This is a genomic window from Bradyrhizobium sp. 22, assembly GCF_000482425.1.
GTDB lineage: Bacteria > Pseudomonadota > Alphaproteobacteria > Rhizobiales > Xanthobacteraceae > Bradyrhizobium > Bradyrhizobium japonicum_B.
Genome location: NZ_KI519401.1, coordinates 81,330 through 97,635, shown reverse-complemented (window position 1 = coordinate 97,635; position 16,306 = coordinate 81,330). Strand labels below are relative to the sequence as shown.

Sequence of the window (16,306 nt, the reverse complement as noted above, 5' to 3'; positions counted from 1 at the left end):
GGCCCAAGAATTGACTTTACGGCAATAGTTTTGACTATGGAGCCTTGAGAATCGCTAATCCGGATACTCGGCACGCTTCATGAAGAAGACATCGACAGCAAGGCGCGGCCGCCACGCTTCCGCCTGGAAAAGCGTCGTCCTGGACCGGGAACAGCAATTCTTGCTGAAGCGGGGCGCGCTGCTTCGCGAGGCGGGCCGCGCATTCAGCCTTCGCGGCTATCACAACACCTCGCTCGAGGATGTGGCGAAGACCTTGGACGTCACCAAGGCCGCGCTTTACTACTACGTCACGAACAAGCAGGAAATTCTCTTCGAATGCCACATGATGTCGCTCGACTTCGGCGACGAGGCGATGAAGTACAGCGAAGAGCATGGCAAGACCGGGCTTGAAAAAATTCTCCTGCTTATCGACAAGTACGTCAAAACCATCACCAGCGAGATGGGCTCTTTCGCGGTGCTCGGCGAGTACGACGCACTGGAGTCGCAGAACAAGGCGATCATCGGCAAGCGTCGCGACAAGTTTGACCGCGGCTTCCGGAAATTGATCTCTGAAGGTATTGCCGACGGGACGGTGCGTGCCGTCGATCCCAAGCTGACGGTGTTCTTCTTCATGGGGTCGATCAACTGGATGACGCGATGGTTCACGACTGAAGGACCGCTCACCGGCGAGCAGGTCGCCCGGCAACTTGTCGATCTCGTAGAGGGAGCTCTGCGGAGCCGCTGATCGCGCCCCGCCGCCCCAGCGGAGCCGAAACGCTGCTCGCAAAAGACGCCTGGAACCCACGAAAACGATCCGCCGGACGGAGGCGCAAGAGCAATGTTACTTTCGTCCCTTCCAGAGCGGCTTGCGCTTTTGTACGAAGGCAGCAATGCCCTCGCGCGCATCAGCGTGGGCCATGTTCCTCACCACGAGTTCGCCGGAATATTCGTAGGCATCGGAGATGGGCATTTGCAGCTGGCGATAGAACGCCTGTTTGCCGAGCGCCAACGTGTAGGTCGATTTCGAGGCGATCTCCGCTGCCAGCGACTCGACCGTTTGCTCGAGTTGCTCGGGCGTGACCACATCGTTGATCAGCCCGATGCGTAGCGCAAACGCCGCGTCGTAGAGGCGCCCCGTGGTGAGCATCTGCATCGCGTGTTTCGGCATCACGGCGCGCGACAACGCCACCATGGGCGTGAGGCACCACAAGCCAATGTTCACGCCCGGTGTCGCAAACCGCGCCTCGCTGGAGGCGATCGCGAGATCGGCACTGGCGACCAACTGGCAACCGGCGGCCGAGGCCACGCCTGCGACGCTGGCAATGATGACCTGCGGTTGATCCCGCATCGTCTGCATCAGAGCCGAACAGCGCGTCGACACCGTCTTGAAGAATTCGGGATCCGTCTCCCCGTCAAATTCGGTAAGATCATGCCCCGCGCAGAAGATCTTCTTGCCGATCCCAGTCAGGACGATCACCGCGATCGACGGCTGCCCCCGGAGGTCCATCAGATGGCGGGTCAATTCATCGATTGTCGACAAGGAAAGGCTGTTGCCGCTACGCGGACGGTTCAAGGAAATGTACGATACCGCACCCCGATCATCGCGGATAACAAGTTCTTTTTCTTCGCTCATGACACGTTCCCAGAAAGTCTCGTTAGCCAGTTCGGCACGTGAGCGCACCATCGACAGGAAGAAGCACGCCGGAGACGTATTTCGCGTCATCCGACGCCAGGAACAGCGAGGCATGCGCCACGTCCCAGGCGGTGCCCATCTTGCCCATCGGCACCATCGCATCGCGCCGGGCAATCATGTCGTCGGGGAATCGTAAACGTGCTTGTATGGCTCGACGATCATCGGCGTGTTCATCAGGCCCGGCAACACCGCGTTGCAGCGGATGCCCTTCGGCGCATATTCGACCGCTACGGCGCGGGTGAAGTGGTTCACGCCGGCCTTCGAGGAATAATAGGAAATCATCGGCACGCTGATCGTGGTGATCGATGCGACCGATGACACGTTGACGATCGCGCCGCCGCCCTGCTTGACCATTTCCGGGAGGACGCGCTGGCAGGTGAGAAAGAACCCCTTCAGGTTCACCGCCATGACGCGGTCCCAGCTCGCCTCGTCGATATGCTCGGGACCGCCGGGCTCGGCGATGCCGACATTGTTCTGCAGGATGTCGATGCGGCCATGACGGCTGATGGCTGCACCGACGGCCGCATCGATGTCCGCGGCCGACGTGATGTCGGCGCGCAGGGCCTCGGCCCTGCCGCCTTCTTCCGTGATGATCGCGACGGCGCGCTCCGCCGATGCTAGATCGCGGTCGACGCAGATCACCGTCGCGCCTTCGCGCGCGAACAGGACGGCCGTGGCCTTGCCATTGCCCCAGCCTTCACCGACGCAGCCGGCTCCCATGACGAACGCGATCTTGTCCTTGAGCCGCTGCGACATCGGTGAATTACTCCCGCTTCTGGTTCAGTTCTTTTCGTAGAGCGTCACGACGGCCGCGCCGCCCAGGCCGAGGTTGTGCTGGAGCGCCAGCCGCGCACCGTCGACCTGGCGGGCCTCGGCGGTGCCGCGCAACTGATGGACAAGTTCGTAGCACTGCGCGAGGCCGGTCGCGCCGAGCGGGTGTCCCTTGGACAGCAGGCCGCCGGACGGGTTGGTGACGAAACGTCCGCCATAGGTATTGTCGCCATCGAGAACGAACTTCTCGGCCTCGCCCTCGCCGCAGAGGCCAAGCGCCTCGTAAGTGATGAGTTCGTTCTGCGCGAAGCAATCATGCAGTTCGACGACATCGACATCGTCGGGGGCGATGCCGGCCTTCTCGTAGACCTTTTCGGCCGCCGACTTCGACAGGTCGAAGCCGACGACGCGCATCATGTCGCGGGTCTCGAAGGTGCTGGGACGGTCCGTCGTCATGGCCTGCGCGCGGATGCGAACTGTGTCGTTCAGGTTATGGCGCCTGGCGAACGCCTCGGAGACGAGCACGGCGGCGGCGGCGCCGCAGGTCGGCGGACACGCCATCGAGCGCGTCATCACGCCCTCCCAGATCACCGGCGCCTGCATCACATCGCCTTCGGTCATTTCTTTCCGGAACAGCGCCAGCGGGTTGCGCGCGGCATGGCGGCTGGCCTTGGCGCGGATCTTCGCGAACGTCGAGAGCTGCGTGCCGTACTTGTCCATGTGCTGCTTGCCGGCGCCGCCGAAATAACGGAGCGCCAGCGGAATCTCGCCATGGCCGACAAGTTCATCGGTGACGCGGTCGAATTCCGAGAACGGCGACGGCCGGTCCTCGAAGATCGACCCCAGCGCACCCGGGCGCATCTGCTCGAAGCCGACGGCCAGCACGCAATCCGCCGCGCCGCTTTCGACCGCCTGCCGCGCCAGATAGAGCGCGGTCGAGCCGGTGGAGCAGTTGTTGTTGACGTTGACGATCGGGATGCCGGTCATGCCGACCCGGTAGAGCACCTTCTGGCCGGCCGTGGAGTCGCCGTAGACGAAACCGGCATAGGCCTGCTCGATGGCGTCGTAGCCGAGGCCGGCATCCGCAAGCGCCAGCTTGACCGCCTCCTCGCCCATCGCGTCATAGGGCGCTGATGCGCCCGGCTTTGCGAACGGGATCATGCCGACACCTGCAACGATCGCGGTCATTGTGCGCTCCTTGTGTTCGCCGATTACGCGGCCGTTTCGCTTTCGATGATTTTCCGGATTTCGGTCTTGAGTATCTTGCCGTAGTTGCTTTTCGGCAGGCTCGGCAGGAACCGGTAGGACTTCGGCCGCTTGAAGCGGGCGATATGTTCGATGCAGAAGGCATCCAGTTCCGCGGCCGTCACCGGCGCCGACGACGCCACGAAGGCGATGACCTCCTCGCCCCAGTCGGGATGGCGGCGACCGATCACGCTGACCTCCGCCACGGCGGGATGGCGCAGCAGCACCTCCTCAACTTCCCGCGGATAAATGTTGGAGCCGCCGGAGATGATGACGTCTTTCGAGCGATCCTTCAGATAGAGAAAACCGTGCGCGTCGAACGTGCCGACATCGCCGGTCCACAGCCAGCCGTCGCGCAGCGCCTGCGCCGTCGCCGACGGATTGTTCCAGTAACCGGCCATCACGACGTCGCCGGCCACGATGACCTCGCCGTTCTCGCCGGGCGGCATGTCGTTGCCGTCGGCATCGACGACGCGGACCGCGACGCCCGTGCGGGGGATGCCGACCGATGACAGCCGGTCGTCGAGACGGCCGTCGCCATTGTCGAGATGCATGTGGGGCGGCAGGTAGGTGATGGTGCACGGCGACTCGCCCTGGCCGTAGGCCTGCCACAGCCGCGGGCCGAGCGCGACCAGCGCGCGCTTGAGATCTTCGACATACATCGGCGCGCCGCCGTAGAAGATGTGATCGAGATTCTCCACCGTCAGATCCGCCATCGAGGGCGAAGTGACCAGCCGGTTCACCATCGTCGGCGCGGCGAAGAACGAACTCCCCGGATAGCGATTGATGAGATCGACGATCTCGCCCGGCTCGAAGCCGCCGCTCTCCGGCACGACATTGGCGGCGCCGCGTACCAGGTGCGCGAGCGCAAGCAGCCCGGCGCCGTGCGACAGCGGCGCCGGATAAAGCGACGCGTCGGTTTCGTCGACCGGGCCGATATCGGCGAGGAAGCTCATCGTCATGTTGTAAAGGTTGCGATGGGTCAGCATCGCGCCCTTTGGATAACCTGTGGTGCCGCTGGTGTAGAACAGCCACGCATTGTCGCCGGGCGCGGCCGGTGCCGGCCGAAGATCGGATGGCACCGTCGCAAGCATCGCGCGATACGCCTCGCCGTCGACATCGACGACGTTGCCCGGCTGCGACAGTCCGCCCTCGATGTCGGTGAACAGCACCGAGGCGGCGCAATTGTCGAGGATGTAGGCCAGTTCCTTCGGATGCAGCTTGGCATTGATCGGCGCCACCGCCAGCCCAGCGAACCAGGCGCCGAACAGGATCTCGAAATATTCAGGGCGATTGGACAGGAAGACGCCGACCCGCGAGCCCGGCGCAAAGCCCTTGTTGCGCAAGGCCTGGCCGAGCGCCGCGCTGCGCTGCAGAAGCTGCGCATAGCTATGGATCGTCGCGCTGCCGAGACAGACCGCCGGGCGATCCGCAAACGCTTTCGCCGCATTGGCGAGTACCATGGCGATATTCATGGGCTTCTTCCCCGTTCAGATGGCGCGCGTGCGTCCCTTCCAGAACGTCTCGCGAATATCCTTCTTACGGACCTTTCCGACCGCGCTGCGCGGCAGGCTGTCCCAGAAATCCACCGACTTCGGCGCCTTCACGCTGCCGAGCTTCGCCTTGCACAGCGCAATGATCTCATCGGAATTGGTGCTCGAACCCTGCTTGAGTTCGATGACGGCCTTGACCGCCTCGCCCCATTTCTCGTCGGGCACGCCGATCACGGCGCAATCCTGCACCGCGGGGTGGCCCCAGATGATCTGCTCGATCTCGCTCGGATAGACGTTGAAGCCGCCCGAGATGATCATGTCCTTCTTGCGGTCGACGATATAGACGTAACCATCCTCGTCCTTGAATCCGATGTCGCCGGTGTGGTGCCAGCCGAAGGTGGAAACCTCCGCGGTCGCCTCCGGATTCTTGTAGTAGCCGGGCATCACGAGATTGCCGCGCACGACGATCTCGCCGCGCTCGCCGGCCGGCATCAGATTGCCGTCATCGTCCATGATCTCGACCGGAGTCAGCAGCGTCGGCCGGCCGCAACTGGCCAGGCGCTTTTCCTTGTCGGGATCGCCGATCACCAGATGTTCCTGCGGCGACAGGAAGGTGCAGAGCATCGGCGCTTCGGCCTGGCCGAAGGTTTGCGTCATCACCGGCCCGAACACCTCAAGGCACTCCCTCAGCTTGTCCACCGACATCGGCGCGGCAGCGTAGATGAAATGCTCGAGCGAGGAAAAATCATGCTGCTTGATACCGGGATGAGCCAGCAGCATGTAGATCGCCGTCGGCGGCAGGAACATGTGGGTGACGCCTTCGGTCTCGATCGCGTTCACCACCTTGGCGGCGTCGAAGCCCGGAAGGATGATCTGCGTCGCGCCCGCCGCCATCAGCATGATGCCGACGCCGCCCGCCGCGTGAGTCATCGGCGCCACGACGAGATGAACCGGCGGCTTCTGCACCGGCATCGAAGTGAAGAAGTTCGAGATCATGGTCTCCCAGACCAGATTGGTCCACAGCACGCCCTTCGGCCGCCCGGTGGTGCCGCCCGACGAGAAAACCGAGATCGGCTTGCTCGGATCCTCGGGAACGTTGGGATCGGTCTCGGGCGCGTTCGCAATCCAGTCCAGCAGGAACGGGGCGTCCGCGCCGTCCTTGTCGATGCAGATATAGATGCGGATCTGCGGGCATTCCTTGCGGAACACCTGCACATTCGCCTCGAATTCACTATGGTAGAACAGCGCCTGCACGTCGCAGTTTTCGAGGATGTAGGCGTTGTCTTCGGTGGAATTGCGGGCGTTGATCGGCACCCAGATATTGGCGCCGCGGATGATGCCCAGGATGCACTCGAAAGCCGTCGCCCCGTTGGGGCTGTAGACCGCGGCCATCTCGCCGGTTTTCAATCCGGCGGATGCGAGTGCGTTTGCGATCCGGTAGCTGCGCAGCTGGACCTCGCGGAAGGTGCGCGAGACCGTCGCATCCTTCAGGCAGGTGCGCGACGGATTGATGCCGACGCCACGGTCGAAGAAATCGATCAGACGCATGGATAGCCCTCAGCGCTCCAGGATGGTGATGCAGGCGGTCGCTTCTTCATAATGATGGAAGCCGCCGCCGTTTTCGGCAATAGCGTGGTGCGCGCCCTCGACCTGACGAGCGCCCGCCTCGCCGCGGAGCTGCGTGACGAGTTCGTAGATCTGCGCCAAGCCCGTGGCCCCGATCGGGTGACCGCGCGACTCGAGGCCGCCGGAGACGTTGATCGGTATCCGGCCACCAAGCGCGGTATCGCCGTCGCGCACCAGGCGGCCGCCATCGCCGATCGGCGCGAAGCTCAGCAGTTCGGCCTGATGCAGTTCCGCAAACGCGCTGGCGTCATGAACCTCCGCGACCGACATGTCGGCGGGGCCGACTCCGGCGATCTCATAGGCACGATTGGACGCGAGCCGGCACAAATGGCGTTCGAGGTCATCGGCCTCACGGTCAGAACCCGATGCCAGCACCGAGGCGGCGATCCGGATCGCCCGCGTGGCGCCGAGCGCGCGCGCCTTCTCCGCGGAACAGACGATCGCGGCCGCCGCGCCGTCGCTGATCGGCGCGCACATCGGCAGCGTCAGCGGCCACGATACCTCGCGCGCCGCCAGCACATCGTCGGCAGTCATGGAGTCCTGATACTGCGCCTTCGGGTTCAGCGAGGAGTGCCGGTGGTTCTTCGCGGACACCTCGGCGATGTCCCGCTGGGTGGTCCCGAAGCGATGCATGTGATAGCGCGCGAGCGAGGCGTAGACGTCCATGAAGACGCTGCGCTTGCCGCTGTTCTGGCCGGCGCCGGGCGGCAGCGCGAGATCCTTGCCGAGCGCAGTCAGGCGGCGAACGCTGCCATCCACGTCGTGTACGTCCCAGGCGCCGCCGAAGATCGCAAAGGATTTTTCGCGGTCCTTCGAATTCATTTTTTCCGCGCCGACCGCCAGCGCGATATCGCCCTGCCCCGACGCGATGTAGGAGAAGGCGGCGTTGAGCGCCGTGGATGCGCTGGCGCAGGCATTCTCGACGTTCGTCACCGGAATGCTCTCGAATCCGAGCGCCCGCAGAACGAGCTGGCCGCGCACCAGGTGCTGGCCCTCCACGACGCCTTGCGCCGTGTTGGCGAAAAACGCGGCCCGGACATCGCCGCGCGCGATGCCGGCGTCCGACAGCGCCTCTTCCACCGCCCCACGGGCGATCGTCTCCAACCGGTCGTCGAGGTAGCGGCCGAACCGCGTCATGCCGACCCCGATGATGTAAACGTCGGCCATGACCTTCTCCTAGACGCTGATGAGGGATTCGATACGGGCGCGGTCGGCCTGCAGTTCTTCGGTGGTGCCCGACCAGACCACCCGGCCATTATCGATGACGAATTGCCGGCGCGCCAGCTTCAGTGGCACCTTCAAATTCTGTTCGACCAGCAACATGGCAATGCCTTCGGCATTGATGATGCGCATGGCCTCGATGAGTTGATCGACGATCAAAGGCGCCAACCCTTCGGTCGGCTCGTCGAGCAGCAGCACTTCCGGATTGGTCAGCAAGCCGCGGCCGATCGCCAGCATCTGCTGCTCGCCGCCGGACAGCGTATCGCCACCTTGCGAGGCACGCTCCTGAAGTCGCGGGAAAAGCTGGTAGATGCGCTGCAGCGACCACGGACCCTTGCGCCCCATCACGGTCGCGATCTTCAGGTTTTCCTCGACCGTCAGGTTCGGGAAGATCCGCCGGTTTTCCGGAACGAAGGCCAGCCCAAGGCGTCCGAGTTCATAAGGTTTCAGTGCCGTAACGTCGCGATCGCCCATCAGGCACCGGCCGCTGCGCACGGCATTGAGACCGATCGCAGCCTTGAGCAGCGTGCTCTTGCCGGCGCCATTGCGGCCGATCAGCGAAACGACCTCGCCCTCCGCCACGTCGAGCGAGACATGATGCAGCGCCTGCGCCTTGCCGTAGAAGACGTCGCAATCCTGCAGGGCCAGCGCGCTCATTCGTCGTTCCCGAGATAGGCGGCGCGCACCGCCGGGTTGGCCCTGATCTCCGCCGGTGTTCCGGACCCTAGCAATTGTCCCTGCACCATCACGACGATCTCGTCGGAGATCTGCATCACGACGTCCATGTTGTGCTCGATCAGCAGGACGGTACGGCCCGCCACGATCCGCCTGATCAGTTCGAGCGCCTGCTCGAGGCGCTCATGGCCGACGCCGGCCAGCGGCTCGTCGAGCAGCAGCACGCTGGGATCGCTGAGCAGCGCCAGGCCGACTTCGAGGGCGCGCTGGTCGCCGTGCGAGAGATTTTCAGCCGGCGCGTGGGCGAGACGCTCCAGCCCGATCTGCGCCAGCACCTTTTCAGCATCCTGACGGATCTCGGCGAAGCGGCCGGCCGGCATCCAGAACGGCTGTACGCGATAACGGTGTGCGAACGCCGCGAGCTTCAGGTTCTCCAGTACGGTCATGCCGGAGAATATCTTGGTAATCTGGAAGCTGCGACCAAGGCCGGCGCGGGTGCGCGCATGAACGGAGAGCTTCGTGATGTCCCGCCCGTTCAGGATCACCTGCCCGGCCGCCAGCGTCGCATGACCCGACAGCGCATTCATCAGCGTGGTCTTGCCGGCCCCGTTGGGCCCGATCAGCCCATAGATCCGCCCCGACTGGAAGCTGCGGCTGACGCCCGCGACCGCCTTGAGACCGCCGAACGCGACCTGGATGTTCTCGCACTGCAGGGAGACGTTGCCCGCACTCATTTCGACGCCCCCTTCCTGCCGCGTCCGAGGACGGCGAACAGGCCGGCGATGCCGTTCGGCAGAAAGATGGTGCAGAGAATGAAGACGATGCCGAGGACGCCGTACCAGTGTTCGGTAAACTGGCTGAGTTCTTCCTTCAGGACTTCAAATACGGCCACGCCGAGCACCGGTCCCAGCAACGTGCCCTTGCCACCGAGCAGCGTCATGATCAGTACGTCGCCCGACGTGCTCCAGTGCAGCATCTGCGGGCTGACATAGAACATCAGCGAAGCCAGCAGCGCGCCGCTGACGCCGGCATAGGCGCCGGAGATCATGAAGGCGCACTGGCGCAGCCGCTGTACATTGTAGCCGATCTGCTCGGCGCGGACATCATTGGCCTGCACCGCCTTCAACGCGCTGCCGAACGGCGAGATACGCAACAGCGCCATGATCGCGACGCCGATCACGAACACCACGACGAGGAAGTAGAAATAGTTGCGGTTGTTGTAGAAATCGACGCCGAAGAGGGCCGGCCGCAGCACGCCGGGAATACCGTCCAGACCGCCGGTGAAGGCCCGCAGCTTCGTGCTGGCTAGGATGTAGACGAGTTGCGCCAGCGACAGCGTCAGCAGCGAAAAGAACAGGCCCGACACACGCAATGCGAACACGCTGAGCAGGAAGGCCAGCGCCGCGCCGGCGACGGCCGCCACCAGCAGCGAGGGCAGGAAGCCGAACTGAGGCGCCAGCAGCGCCAGCGCATAGCCGCCAGCGCCGAACATGGCGGCATGTCCGAAGGACAGCATGCCGGCCATGCCGAAGATCAGGTCGAAGCCGATCGCAAGCAGGCCCCAGATCAGGATCAGGCTGATCAGGTTGAGGCTTTCCTCGCTGGTCGAAACCATCGCAAAGACGATCATGGCAGCGACGGCGGCGGCCATGAGGATCTGGTCGAGGCGGAGCATGCTCATGCCGCACGTCCCTTGCGGCTGAACAGGCCCGATGGCCGGGTCATCAGGGTGACGATAAGCAGAACAAAAGTGATCAGTTCCACCCATTCGGGCGCATAGGTGAAGCCGGCGGCGCGCGCCATGCCGAGCAGCAGCGCGGCGAAGATCGCTCCCTTGATGTTGCCGAGGCCGCCGATGATCACCACCACAAAGCAGTCGATGATCACGCTAAAGCCCATGCCGAGTTCGATCGGCACCAGCGGCGCCGCGACGACGCCGCCGAGCGCGGCCAGCCCCGAGCCGAGCGCGAACACCGCCGTGCGTACCTTCGCCACGTCGACGCCGAGCGTCTGCGCCATTTCGGAATCCGAGCTCGCGGCACGGATCACCATGCCGAGCTTGCTGCGGTCGAGCAGCAGGAACAGCAGGACGGAGACCAGCGCGCCGAAGCCGATGATGAAGAGGCGATAGGAGGGGATCTGGCTGCCGAACAGCGCAATCGGCTGCGAGAACAGATCGGGCGTCGGCACCTGCTTGTAATCCAGCCCCCAGATCAGGCGAACCGATTCCTCGATCACCAGGATGAAGCCGAAGGTCAGCAGCAACTGATAGATATGATCGCGATTGTAGACCGGCCGCAGCGTGACGACTTCCATCGCTGCGCCTAGCGCCGCGACGACCAGTGGGGCGAAAGCGAGCCCGATCCAGAACGAACCGGTCCAGTGCACAATCTGATAGCAGACATAGGCGCCCAGCATATAAAGGGCGCCGTGCGCGAAATTGATCACGCCCAGCATGCCGAAGATGAGCGTCAACCCTGCCGCCAGCAGGAACAGCAGGAAGCTCAAACTCAAGCCGATAACGATCGTCGACACGCCAGATTGGTCCGCGGTTTATAGAAGGGGGTGAGGCGTGTCCCGACGCCGGGACACGCCTCCGTTTTACGAGCAGACGTCGAACAGCTTCGAAGCGTCGAAGACGTCGGTGATCTTCATGGTCAGCGGCGGCAGCGGCGCCTGACCTTCGGTCACGACGCCCCACAGGCCGACCTGCGCGGCCTGATGATCGCAGCCGCGCATCACCTTCTTGCCCTCGAGCGAATTCTCGCGGGTGCTCTTGGCGAAGGCATCGACCCACGTCTCGCGGTCCCAGCTCTTGGTGGATTCGACGACATCGAGCCACCAGCTGATGCCGTCATAGGCCTCGCCGGCAAAGCTCGACGGCCACTCGTTGTACTTGGCGCGATAGGCCTCGACGAACTTCTTGTTGGCCGGGTTATCGACCGTGAAGTGATAGCGCACACCGGAATAGACGCCGACCGCAGCCGGACCGACGGCCGCCGCGAGGGTCTCGTCCTGCAGCACCGGGCCGAACTGGGTCTTGCTCTTGTTGAGACCGACTTGGCCGGACTGCTTGAGGAAGGTGACGGCGTCGTTGCCGGTGACGATGACGGCAATGCCGTCGGCATCGGACTTCGCCATCTTGTCCACGATGACGGAGTAGTCGCGGTTGCCGAGCGGCGCGTAGTCATTGCCGACGATCGCGATCCCGGCCTTCTTCGCCTCGGCGGCAAACAGTTCCCAGCCGTCGCGGGTCGCCTGGTAGTCGGCGGTCACACCGTAGATCTTCTTCAGCCCCTTCACCTTCGCGAACTCGATGCACATCCGGATTTCCATGCCGAGCGTGTTCGAGGTGCGGAACGTGTAGCGCGAACCGTTCGGCCGCGTGATCTTGTCGTCGGCGGAAATGGTCACCAGCAGCGGGATCTTGCGCTGGTCGGCCAGGCCCTGCAGCGCCAGCGTCGATGCCGAGCCGACTGCGCCGAACATCATCTGCGCACCGCCCGCAAGCAGGCGGGTCGCCTTCTGCACCGCGGGCTGCGGCTTGGTCTCGTCGTCTTCCCACGACACCCGGATCGGCTTGCCGAGCACCTTGCCGCCGCGATCGGCGATGGCGAGTTCGACGCCCTGCCGCATGTCCTTGCCGATGATGCCGTAAGCGCCGGAAAACGCCAGGATACCGGCGATATGAAAATCAGCCGGCTCATCCGCAGCGAGAACACCTGTCGCCGGAGCAAAAGCCGACAGCGCCGCACCGGCCGAGCTCAGCAAAAATGTACGACGATGCATAAAACCTCCCAAAAACCTGTCATTTAGATGTATCTTACTGAGGAGTAGGCTATCTCTGACCTCTAGGTAAATGTCAAGCCGCGGAGCGGCTTGCGACCTGCGGCTTGAACGCAGCCGGAGAAATGTGCATTGGAGACAGGGCGCGACGGTGTGTCGCTTCCTGCATCCTGCCGCAACTTGGGGAAGTACAGGGATGACGAAAAAACCAGTGGGGAGAAAGCGTCCCAATGTTTGGGAAAGCGTCGACCTGCGCCAGGAGCAGCACGAGGCCAAGCGTCGTCTAATCCTTAAACAGGCAGCACTTCTGTTCGCGGATCGCGGCTTTCACGAAACAACTATCGATCAGATCGCCGAAGCTCTCAATGTAACCAAGCCGACGATCTACTACTACATCGAGAGTAAGGAAGACCTGCTCTATCAGGTGGCGCATACGGCTCTCGTCGACCTCAATGAGGCCTTGTCTCGCGATCAAGACGCGAAGCTTCCCGCAATCGACCGCCTCGAACAGTTCTTCACGATGTATGGCAGACTCATACTGTCCGAGTTCGGGGTGTGCCTGGCTCTGGTCAGCGACCGCTCGCTTAACGCGCAGTCACGACGCAAGCTTCGCTCGCTCAAGAAGCAATTTGAGATCACCGTTCGGAAAATTCTCGAAGAAGGCAGCAAAGATGGCACGATCTGCGTGGACGATCCGAAAATGTTCATATTTGCCATCTTTGGTGCGTTCAATTGGGCTCCGCAGTGGTTCTCGAACACAGGCGCATCCGCTCCGGACGAAGTCACGGCTGCGATGTTCCATGTATTTCGCAGCGCTGCGGCTCGGTAAAGCAGGGCAATTGAAAAAGCGCTGGCTGGACTGACCAACACGGAAAGCAATACTGGCATACAGTTGCCATGGGTATCCGCAACACGTCGTCACCACGCTGGCGCGGATGACTGAAGCCGAAAAACCGATGCTGGGGCCATCCAATAGGTTGGCCGAGTACGCGCCCGAGCCGAACCTCGAGACCAAGAAAAAGGACGTCGTCTGGTTCGCGATCGATGATAATCGGCCGCTCACGTGCTTTGCTGTGCTGAGTTCAAGGGCGATCGTGACGCAAAATCGAAGCCTCCGGTCGACGCGCTCAAGCAGAAGCCGTGCGCGCGGTGATCGCCGCCGGTGCCATTATCGCAGCCCACAATCGCAGCGTCCAGCGCAACCGAGTTGCCCCCGAAGTCGCCCAGCCCGAGGTAAGTGTCTCGCTAAGGCCGGCAAGGAGTTCGGCGTTTCGGCCAAGCAGCAGATGATCGGTCTATTGACCCTGCTGCCGGACGTTCACGGTCTGGGCCTGGATGCCTCGCAGGGACTGCTGGTCAGCGAATCCTTCTACTGGGACATGAACGACGAAACCCGCGCCTGGTCGAAGCGCTTCTTCGAGCGCAACAAGGTGATGCCGCACATGGTGCCAGCGGGAGTCTATGGCAGCGTTCTGCATTACATGAAGGCGATCAAGGCCGCCGGAACGACCGATTCGGCTGCCGTGATGAAGGCCATGAAGTCGCTGCCGATCAACGATTTCATGACGAAGAATGGCAGGATCCGCGAGGACGGGCGTGTGCTCCGCGACTTCTACGTGTTCCGTGTCAAGGATCCGAAGGCATCCAAGGGACCATGGGACTATTACGAACAGGTCGCCACGATTCCCGCCGAGGACGCCGCGCGGCCACTGTCGGAGAGCGAGTGTCCCCTGCTGAAGAAGTAAGGTGCGGCTAACGCGCTGCGCGCAGGATCATCATGATGTCTTCGGCCGATTGGATCGGCCGAAGATTGGCTTTGACGAACGCATTGCCGAGGCCGGTTTCGGCCACCCGCGGCAGCGCGCTGTCGTCGACCGCGAGCTCCGACAGTTGGGTCGGTAGTCCCAGCGAGGCAATGAAGTGACGAACGGCATCGGTGGCTGATTTGCCGGCGGCGCCGAAAGCCGCGGCGATTTCGGCTTGCCGTTCATGTGACACCGGTTCGTTGAACGCGAGCACGGCGGGCAGCAGGACACAGGATGTCATGCCATGCGGCACGCCGGCAATCGCTCCGAGCTGGTGACCGAGTCCGTGGCTGGCGCCATATCGCACACGGCCGATGCCCGATCCCGCCAGCCAGACGCCAAGCTGGCAGCGGTGCCGCGCCTCGATGTTGGCTGGATCGGCATGGGCCGCGCTCAGGCCTTCACGCAGCAGTGCCAGACCACGTAGCGCCAACGCGTCGGTGAACGGGTTGGCGTCGCGCGAGAGAACGGTTTCAACACCGTGGTCGACCGAGCGGATGCCGGTGGAAAGCCAGAGATCCAAAGGCGTGCCTGCGCCGAGCCAGGGGTCGTAGACGATGATGTCGGGCGCAAGCGTGTCCGATTTGAACAGGTGCTTGATCCCGCTCCTTGTATCCGTTGCTCCGCCGATGATGCCGAATTCCGCCGCCGACAGCGTGGTCGGCACCGCGATGATCGGGATGCTGCGTTTGGCCGGCGAGGCCTGCGACACGCCGAGCGCGTCGGGTATCGAGCGCAGGCCGAGCAGGGCCTCGTGATCTCGCACGCCCGTGGCGACGGACAAGCCGGCGATCTTCGCCGCATCGATCGCGCTGCCGCCGCCGAACACGACAAGGAGGTCGGGCGCATGACGTTCGATGGCGGCGGTCAACGCCAGCACGACATCGAACGGCGTATGGGGCTTCAGGTCCCGAAACATCGGAAGCGCCGCCGCTCCAAGTCGATCGATCGACGCTCTGACGATCGGGTTCTCCGCCAGCGAGGAGGTGACGATCGGCAGCACACGTTGGACGCCGCGGAGCTGCGCCAGTTCGGCGACCTTGTCCTCGGCATGTGCGCCATAGTGAACAGAAGGCTGCGCCAGCATCGCCAACGCTCCGGCCTCGACGGTCCCGACAGGATGAGCGGCGTTGGAGTTGGTCATGGCGTGCTTCCTGCTGCGATCGGTGAGCGGTATGCGCGATCGATGTTGCTCGCGGGCTACAGCCGGCGCTTGATGAAGTCCACATAAGCGGAGGCGCATTCGCCCGCGCGGCTCAGCAGCAGCGAGTGGCGTTGCCCGGGGAACCACTGGATTTCAGATGTCTTCAGGCGCGCATGCAGGTCGGCGGCGAGCGATCGATCGACGAAGGGGCTGCCGTCCGGAGCCAGGATCAGAACGGGAGCGCGAATCTGGTCGAGCTGCGATGACAGGTCCTGGGTCTTGATGAACTCCGCCTGCTCGTACACGGCGCTCGGCGCGCATTCCGCCTGCAGCCGATGGACCCAAGCATAGAGGCGCGGATCGACATCGCCGTCGGCAAAGCGCATCGGCATCAGCGCGTCCGACCATGCGGCCATGCCGCCTTTGTCGATCGTCGCGCGCCAGGTATCGACCGCCTTGATACGCTTGCCGTCAAATGGAGTGGAAAGCAGAGCGCAGGAACGAATCCGCTCCGGATAGCGTGCGGCATAGCCGAGCCCGATCAGCCCGCCGAGCGATTCCCCGACGTAGTGGAACGTGTCGACATTCTCCGCGGCCAGCACGACATCGATATCGGCGAAGAAATTCGGCAATGACCAGCCATACCCTTCCGGCGTCGGCTCGGATCGACCGAAACCGCGCATGTCGAGCCGGATCACCCGGAATCCGGCCGCCAGCAGCGCCGGCTGCCAATCACACCAGGCATCGCCGGTCAGCGCGACGCCATGATGCATGAGCACGACCCCGGCGGGTTCGCGCCACGGCGCAACCAGCGAACTCGCCTGATAGAATATCTTGCCGCCGTCGGTCGAAATCGCGATGGACATCT

Annotated in this window: 15 protein-coding genes and 1 pseudogene; 3 read left to right on the top strand and 13 right to left on the bottom strand. The window is 63.4% G+C overall.

The features are described 5' to 3' along the window. Positions 1–79 precede the first annotated feature (79 nt). The gene (locus K410_RS0134865; RefSeq protein WP_049820487.1) at positions 80–724 is read left to right on the top strand and encodes a TetR/AcrR family transcriptional regulator; all 645 of its coding nucleotides are present in this window, start codon (positions 80–82) and stop codon (positions 722–724) included. A 96-nt stretch (positions 725–820) separates the two neighbouring features. Here K410_RS0134865 and K410_RS0134860 read toward each other — a convergent pair whose 3' ends face one another. From K410_RS0134860 to K410_RS0134810, 11 genes and pseudogenes are all read right to left on the bottom strand, one after another. Further along, positions 821–1,612, bottom strand: coding sequence for an enoyl-CoA hydratase (locus tag K410_RS0134860; RefSeq protein WP_024343234.1), 792 nt, complete (start codon positions 1,610–1,612; stop codon positions 821–823). Between the two features lie 22 nt (positions 1,613–1,634). Then, a pseudogene (locus K410_RS0134855) lies at positions 1,635–2,428 on the bottom strand (SDR family NAD(P)-dependent oxidoreductase). Between the two features lie 24 nt (positions 2,429–2,452). Beyond that, positions 2,453–3,631 (bottom strand): lipid-transfer protein, encoded by a 1,179-nt coding sequence (locus K410_RS0134850; protein ID WP_024343233.1) that lies wholly within the window; start codon positions 3,629–3,631, stop codon positions 2,453–2,455. A gap of 23 nt (positions 3,632–3,654) precedes the next feature. After that, positions 3,655–5,163 carry an AMP-binding protein gene (locus K410_RS0134845; RefSeq protein WP_024343232.1) on the bottom strand — a complete coding sequence of 503 codons (1,509 nt, stop codon included), beginning with the start codon at positions 5,161–5,163 and terminating at the stop codon, positions 3,655–3,657. 15 nt (positions 5,164–5,178) lie between these two features. After that, positions 5,179–6,729, bottom strand: coding sequence for an AMP-binding protein (locus K410_RS0134840; protein ID WP_024343231.1), 1,551 nt, complete (start codon positions 6,727–6,729; stop codon positions 5,179–5,181). A 9-nt stretch (positions 6,730–6,738) separates the two neighbouring features. Beyond that, positions 6,739–7,974: a thiolase family protein gene (locus K410_RS0134835; protein WP_024343230.1), complete on the bottom strand. Its 1,236-nt coding sequence runs from the start codon at positions 7,972–7,974 to the stop codon at positions 6,739–6,741. A 9-nt stretch (positions 7,975–7,983) separates the two neighbouring features. Beyond that, entirely contained in the window at positions 7,984–8,685 is a 702-nt protein-coding gene (locus tag K410_RS0134830) for an ABC transporter ATP-binding protein (RefSeq protein WP_024343229.1), read from the bottom strand. Then, positions 8,682–9,437 (bottom strand): ABC transporter ATP-binding protein, encoded by a 756-nt coding sequence (locus tag K410_RS0134825; protein ID WP_024343228.1) that lies wholly within the window; start codon positions 9,435–9,437, stop codon positions 8,682–8,684. Before K410_RS0134825 ends, K410_RS0134830 begins: the two co-directional genes overlap by 4 nt. Beyond that, positions 9,434–10,384 (bottom strand): branched-chain amino acid ABC transporter permease, encoded by a 951-nt coding sequence (locus K410_RS0134820; RefSeq protein WP_024343227.1) that lies wholly within the window; start codon positions 10,382–10,384, stop codon positions 9,434–9,436. Before K410_RS0134820 ends, K410_RS0134825 begins: the two co-directional genes overlap by 4 nt. Next, the gene (locus K410_RS0134815) at positions 10,381–11,238 is read right to left on the bottom strand and encodes a branched-chain amino acid ABC transporter permease (RefSeq protein WP_024343226.1); all 858 of its coding nucleotides are present in this window, start codon (positions 11,236–11,238) and stop codon (positions 10,381–10,383) included. The genes K410_RS0134820 and K410_RS0134815 overlap by 4 nt, the downstream gene beginning before the upstream one ends. Positions 11,239–11,304: 66 nt before the next feature. Beyond that, positions 11,305–12,492: an ABC transporter substrate-binding protein gene (locus tag K410_RS0134810; RefSeq protein WP_024343225.1), complete on the bottom strand. Its 1,188-nt coding sequence runs from the start codon at positions 12,490–12,492 to the stop codon at positions 11,305–11,307. Positions 12,493–12,685: 193 nt separating this feature from the next. Here K410_RS0134810 and K410_RS37740 point away from each other — a divergent pair, with 193 nt between their 5' ends. Then, entirely contained in the window at positions 12,686–13,318 is a 633-nt protein-coding gene (locus tag K410_RS37740) for a TetR/AcrR family transcriptional regulator (RefSeq protein ID WP_024343224.1), read from the top strand. Positions 13,319–13,424: 106 nt separating this feature from the next. Beyond that, positions 13,425–14,234 carry an ABC transporter substrate-binding protein gene (locus K410_RS41340; RefSeq protein WP_080655014.1) on the top strand — a complete coding sequence of 270 codons (810 nt, stop codon included), beginning with the start codon at positions 13,425–13,427 and terminating at the stop codon, positions 14,232–14,234. A gap of 7 nt (positions 14,235–14,241) precedes the next feature. Here K410_RS41340 and K410_RS0134795 read toward each other — a convergent pair whose 3' ends face one another. Both K410_RS0134795 and K410_RS0134790 read right to left on the bottom strand, forming a co-directional pair. After that, positions 14,242–15,381, bottom strand: a complete 1,140-nt coding sequence (locus K410_RS0134795) for an iron-containing alcohol dehydrogenase (RefSeq protein ID WP_029674754.1) — start codon at positions 15,379–15,381, stop codon at positions 14,242–14,244. A gap of 113 nt (positions 15,382–15,494) precedes the next feature. Further along, entirely contained in the window at positions 15,495–16,304 is an 810-nt protein-coding gene (locus K410_RS0134790; RefSeq protein ID WP_028139103.1) for an alpha/beta fold hydrolase, read from the bottom strand. Positions 16,305–16,306 lie beyond the last annotated feature (2 nt).

Bases quoted from the DNA above. Each gene is read 5' to 3' on its own strand.
- K410_RS0134865 (WP_049820487.1), top strand. From the start codon at position 80: ATGAAGAAGACATCGACAGCAAGGCGCGGCCGCCACGCTTCCGCCTGG.
- K410_RS0134860 (WP_024343234.1), bottom strand. From the start codon at position 1,612: ATGAGCGAAGAAAAAGAACTTGTTATCCGCGATGATCGGGGTGCGGTA.
- K410_RS0134850 (WP_024343233.1), bottom strand. From the start codon at position 3,631: ATGACCGCGATCGTTGCAGGTGTCGGCATGATCCCGTTCGCAAAGCCG.
- K410_RS0134845 (WP_024343232.1), bottom strand. From the start codon at position 5,163: ATGAATATCGCCATGGTACTCGCCAATGCGGCGAAAGCGTTTGCGGAT.
- K410_RS0134840 (WP_024343231.1), bottom strand. From the start codon at position 6,729: ATGCGTCTGATCGATTTCTTCGACCGTGGCGTCGGCATCAATCCGTCG.
- K410_RS0134835 (WP_024343230.1), bottom strand. From the start codon at position 7,974: ATGGCCGACGTTTACATCATCGGGGTCGGCATGACGCGGTTCGGCCGC.
- K410_RS0134830 (WP_024343229.1), bottom strand. From the start codon at position 8,685: ATGAGCGCGCTGGCCCTGCAGGATTGCGACGTCTTCTACGGCAAGGCG.
- K410_RS0134825 (WP_024343228.1), bottom strand. From the start codon at position 9,437: ATGAGTGCGGGCAACGTCTCCCTGCAGTGCGAGAACATCCAGGTCGCG.
- K410_RS0134820 (WP_024343227.1), bottom strand. From the start codon at position 10,384: ATGAGCATGCTCCGCCTCGACCAGATCCTCATGGCCGCCGCCGTCGCT.
- K410_RS0134810 (WP_024343225.1), bottom strand. From the start codon at position 12,492: ATGCATCGTCGTACATTTTTGCTGAGCTCGGCCGGTGCGGCGCTGTCG.
- K410_RS37740 (WP_024343224.1), top strand. From the start codon at position 12,686: ATGACGAAAAAACCAGTGGGGAGAAAGCGTCCCAATGTTTGGGAAAGC.
- K410_RS41340 (WP_080655014.1), top strand. From the start codon at position 13,425: ATGACTGAAGCCGAAAAACCGATGCTGGGGCCATCCAATAGGTTGGCC.
- K410_RS0134795 (WP_029674754.1), bottom strand. From the start codon at position 15,381: ATGCTGGCGCAGCCTTCTGTTCACTATGGCGCACATGCCGAGGACAAG.
- K410_RS0134790 (WP_028139103.1), bottom strand. From the start codon at position 16,304: ATGTCCATCGCGATTTCGACCGACGGCGGCAAGATATTCTATCAGGCG.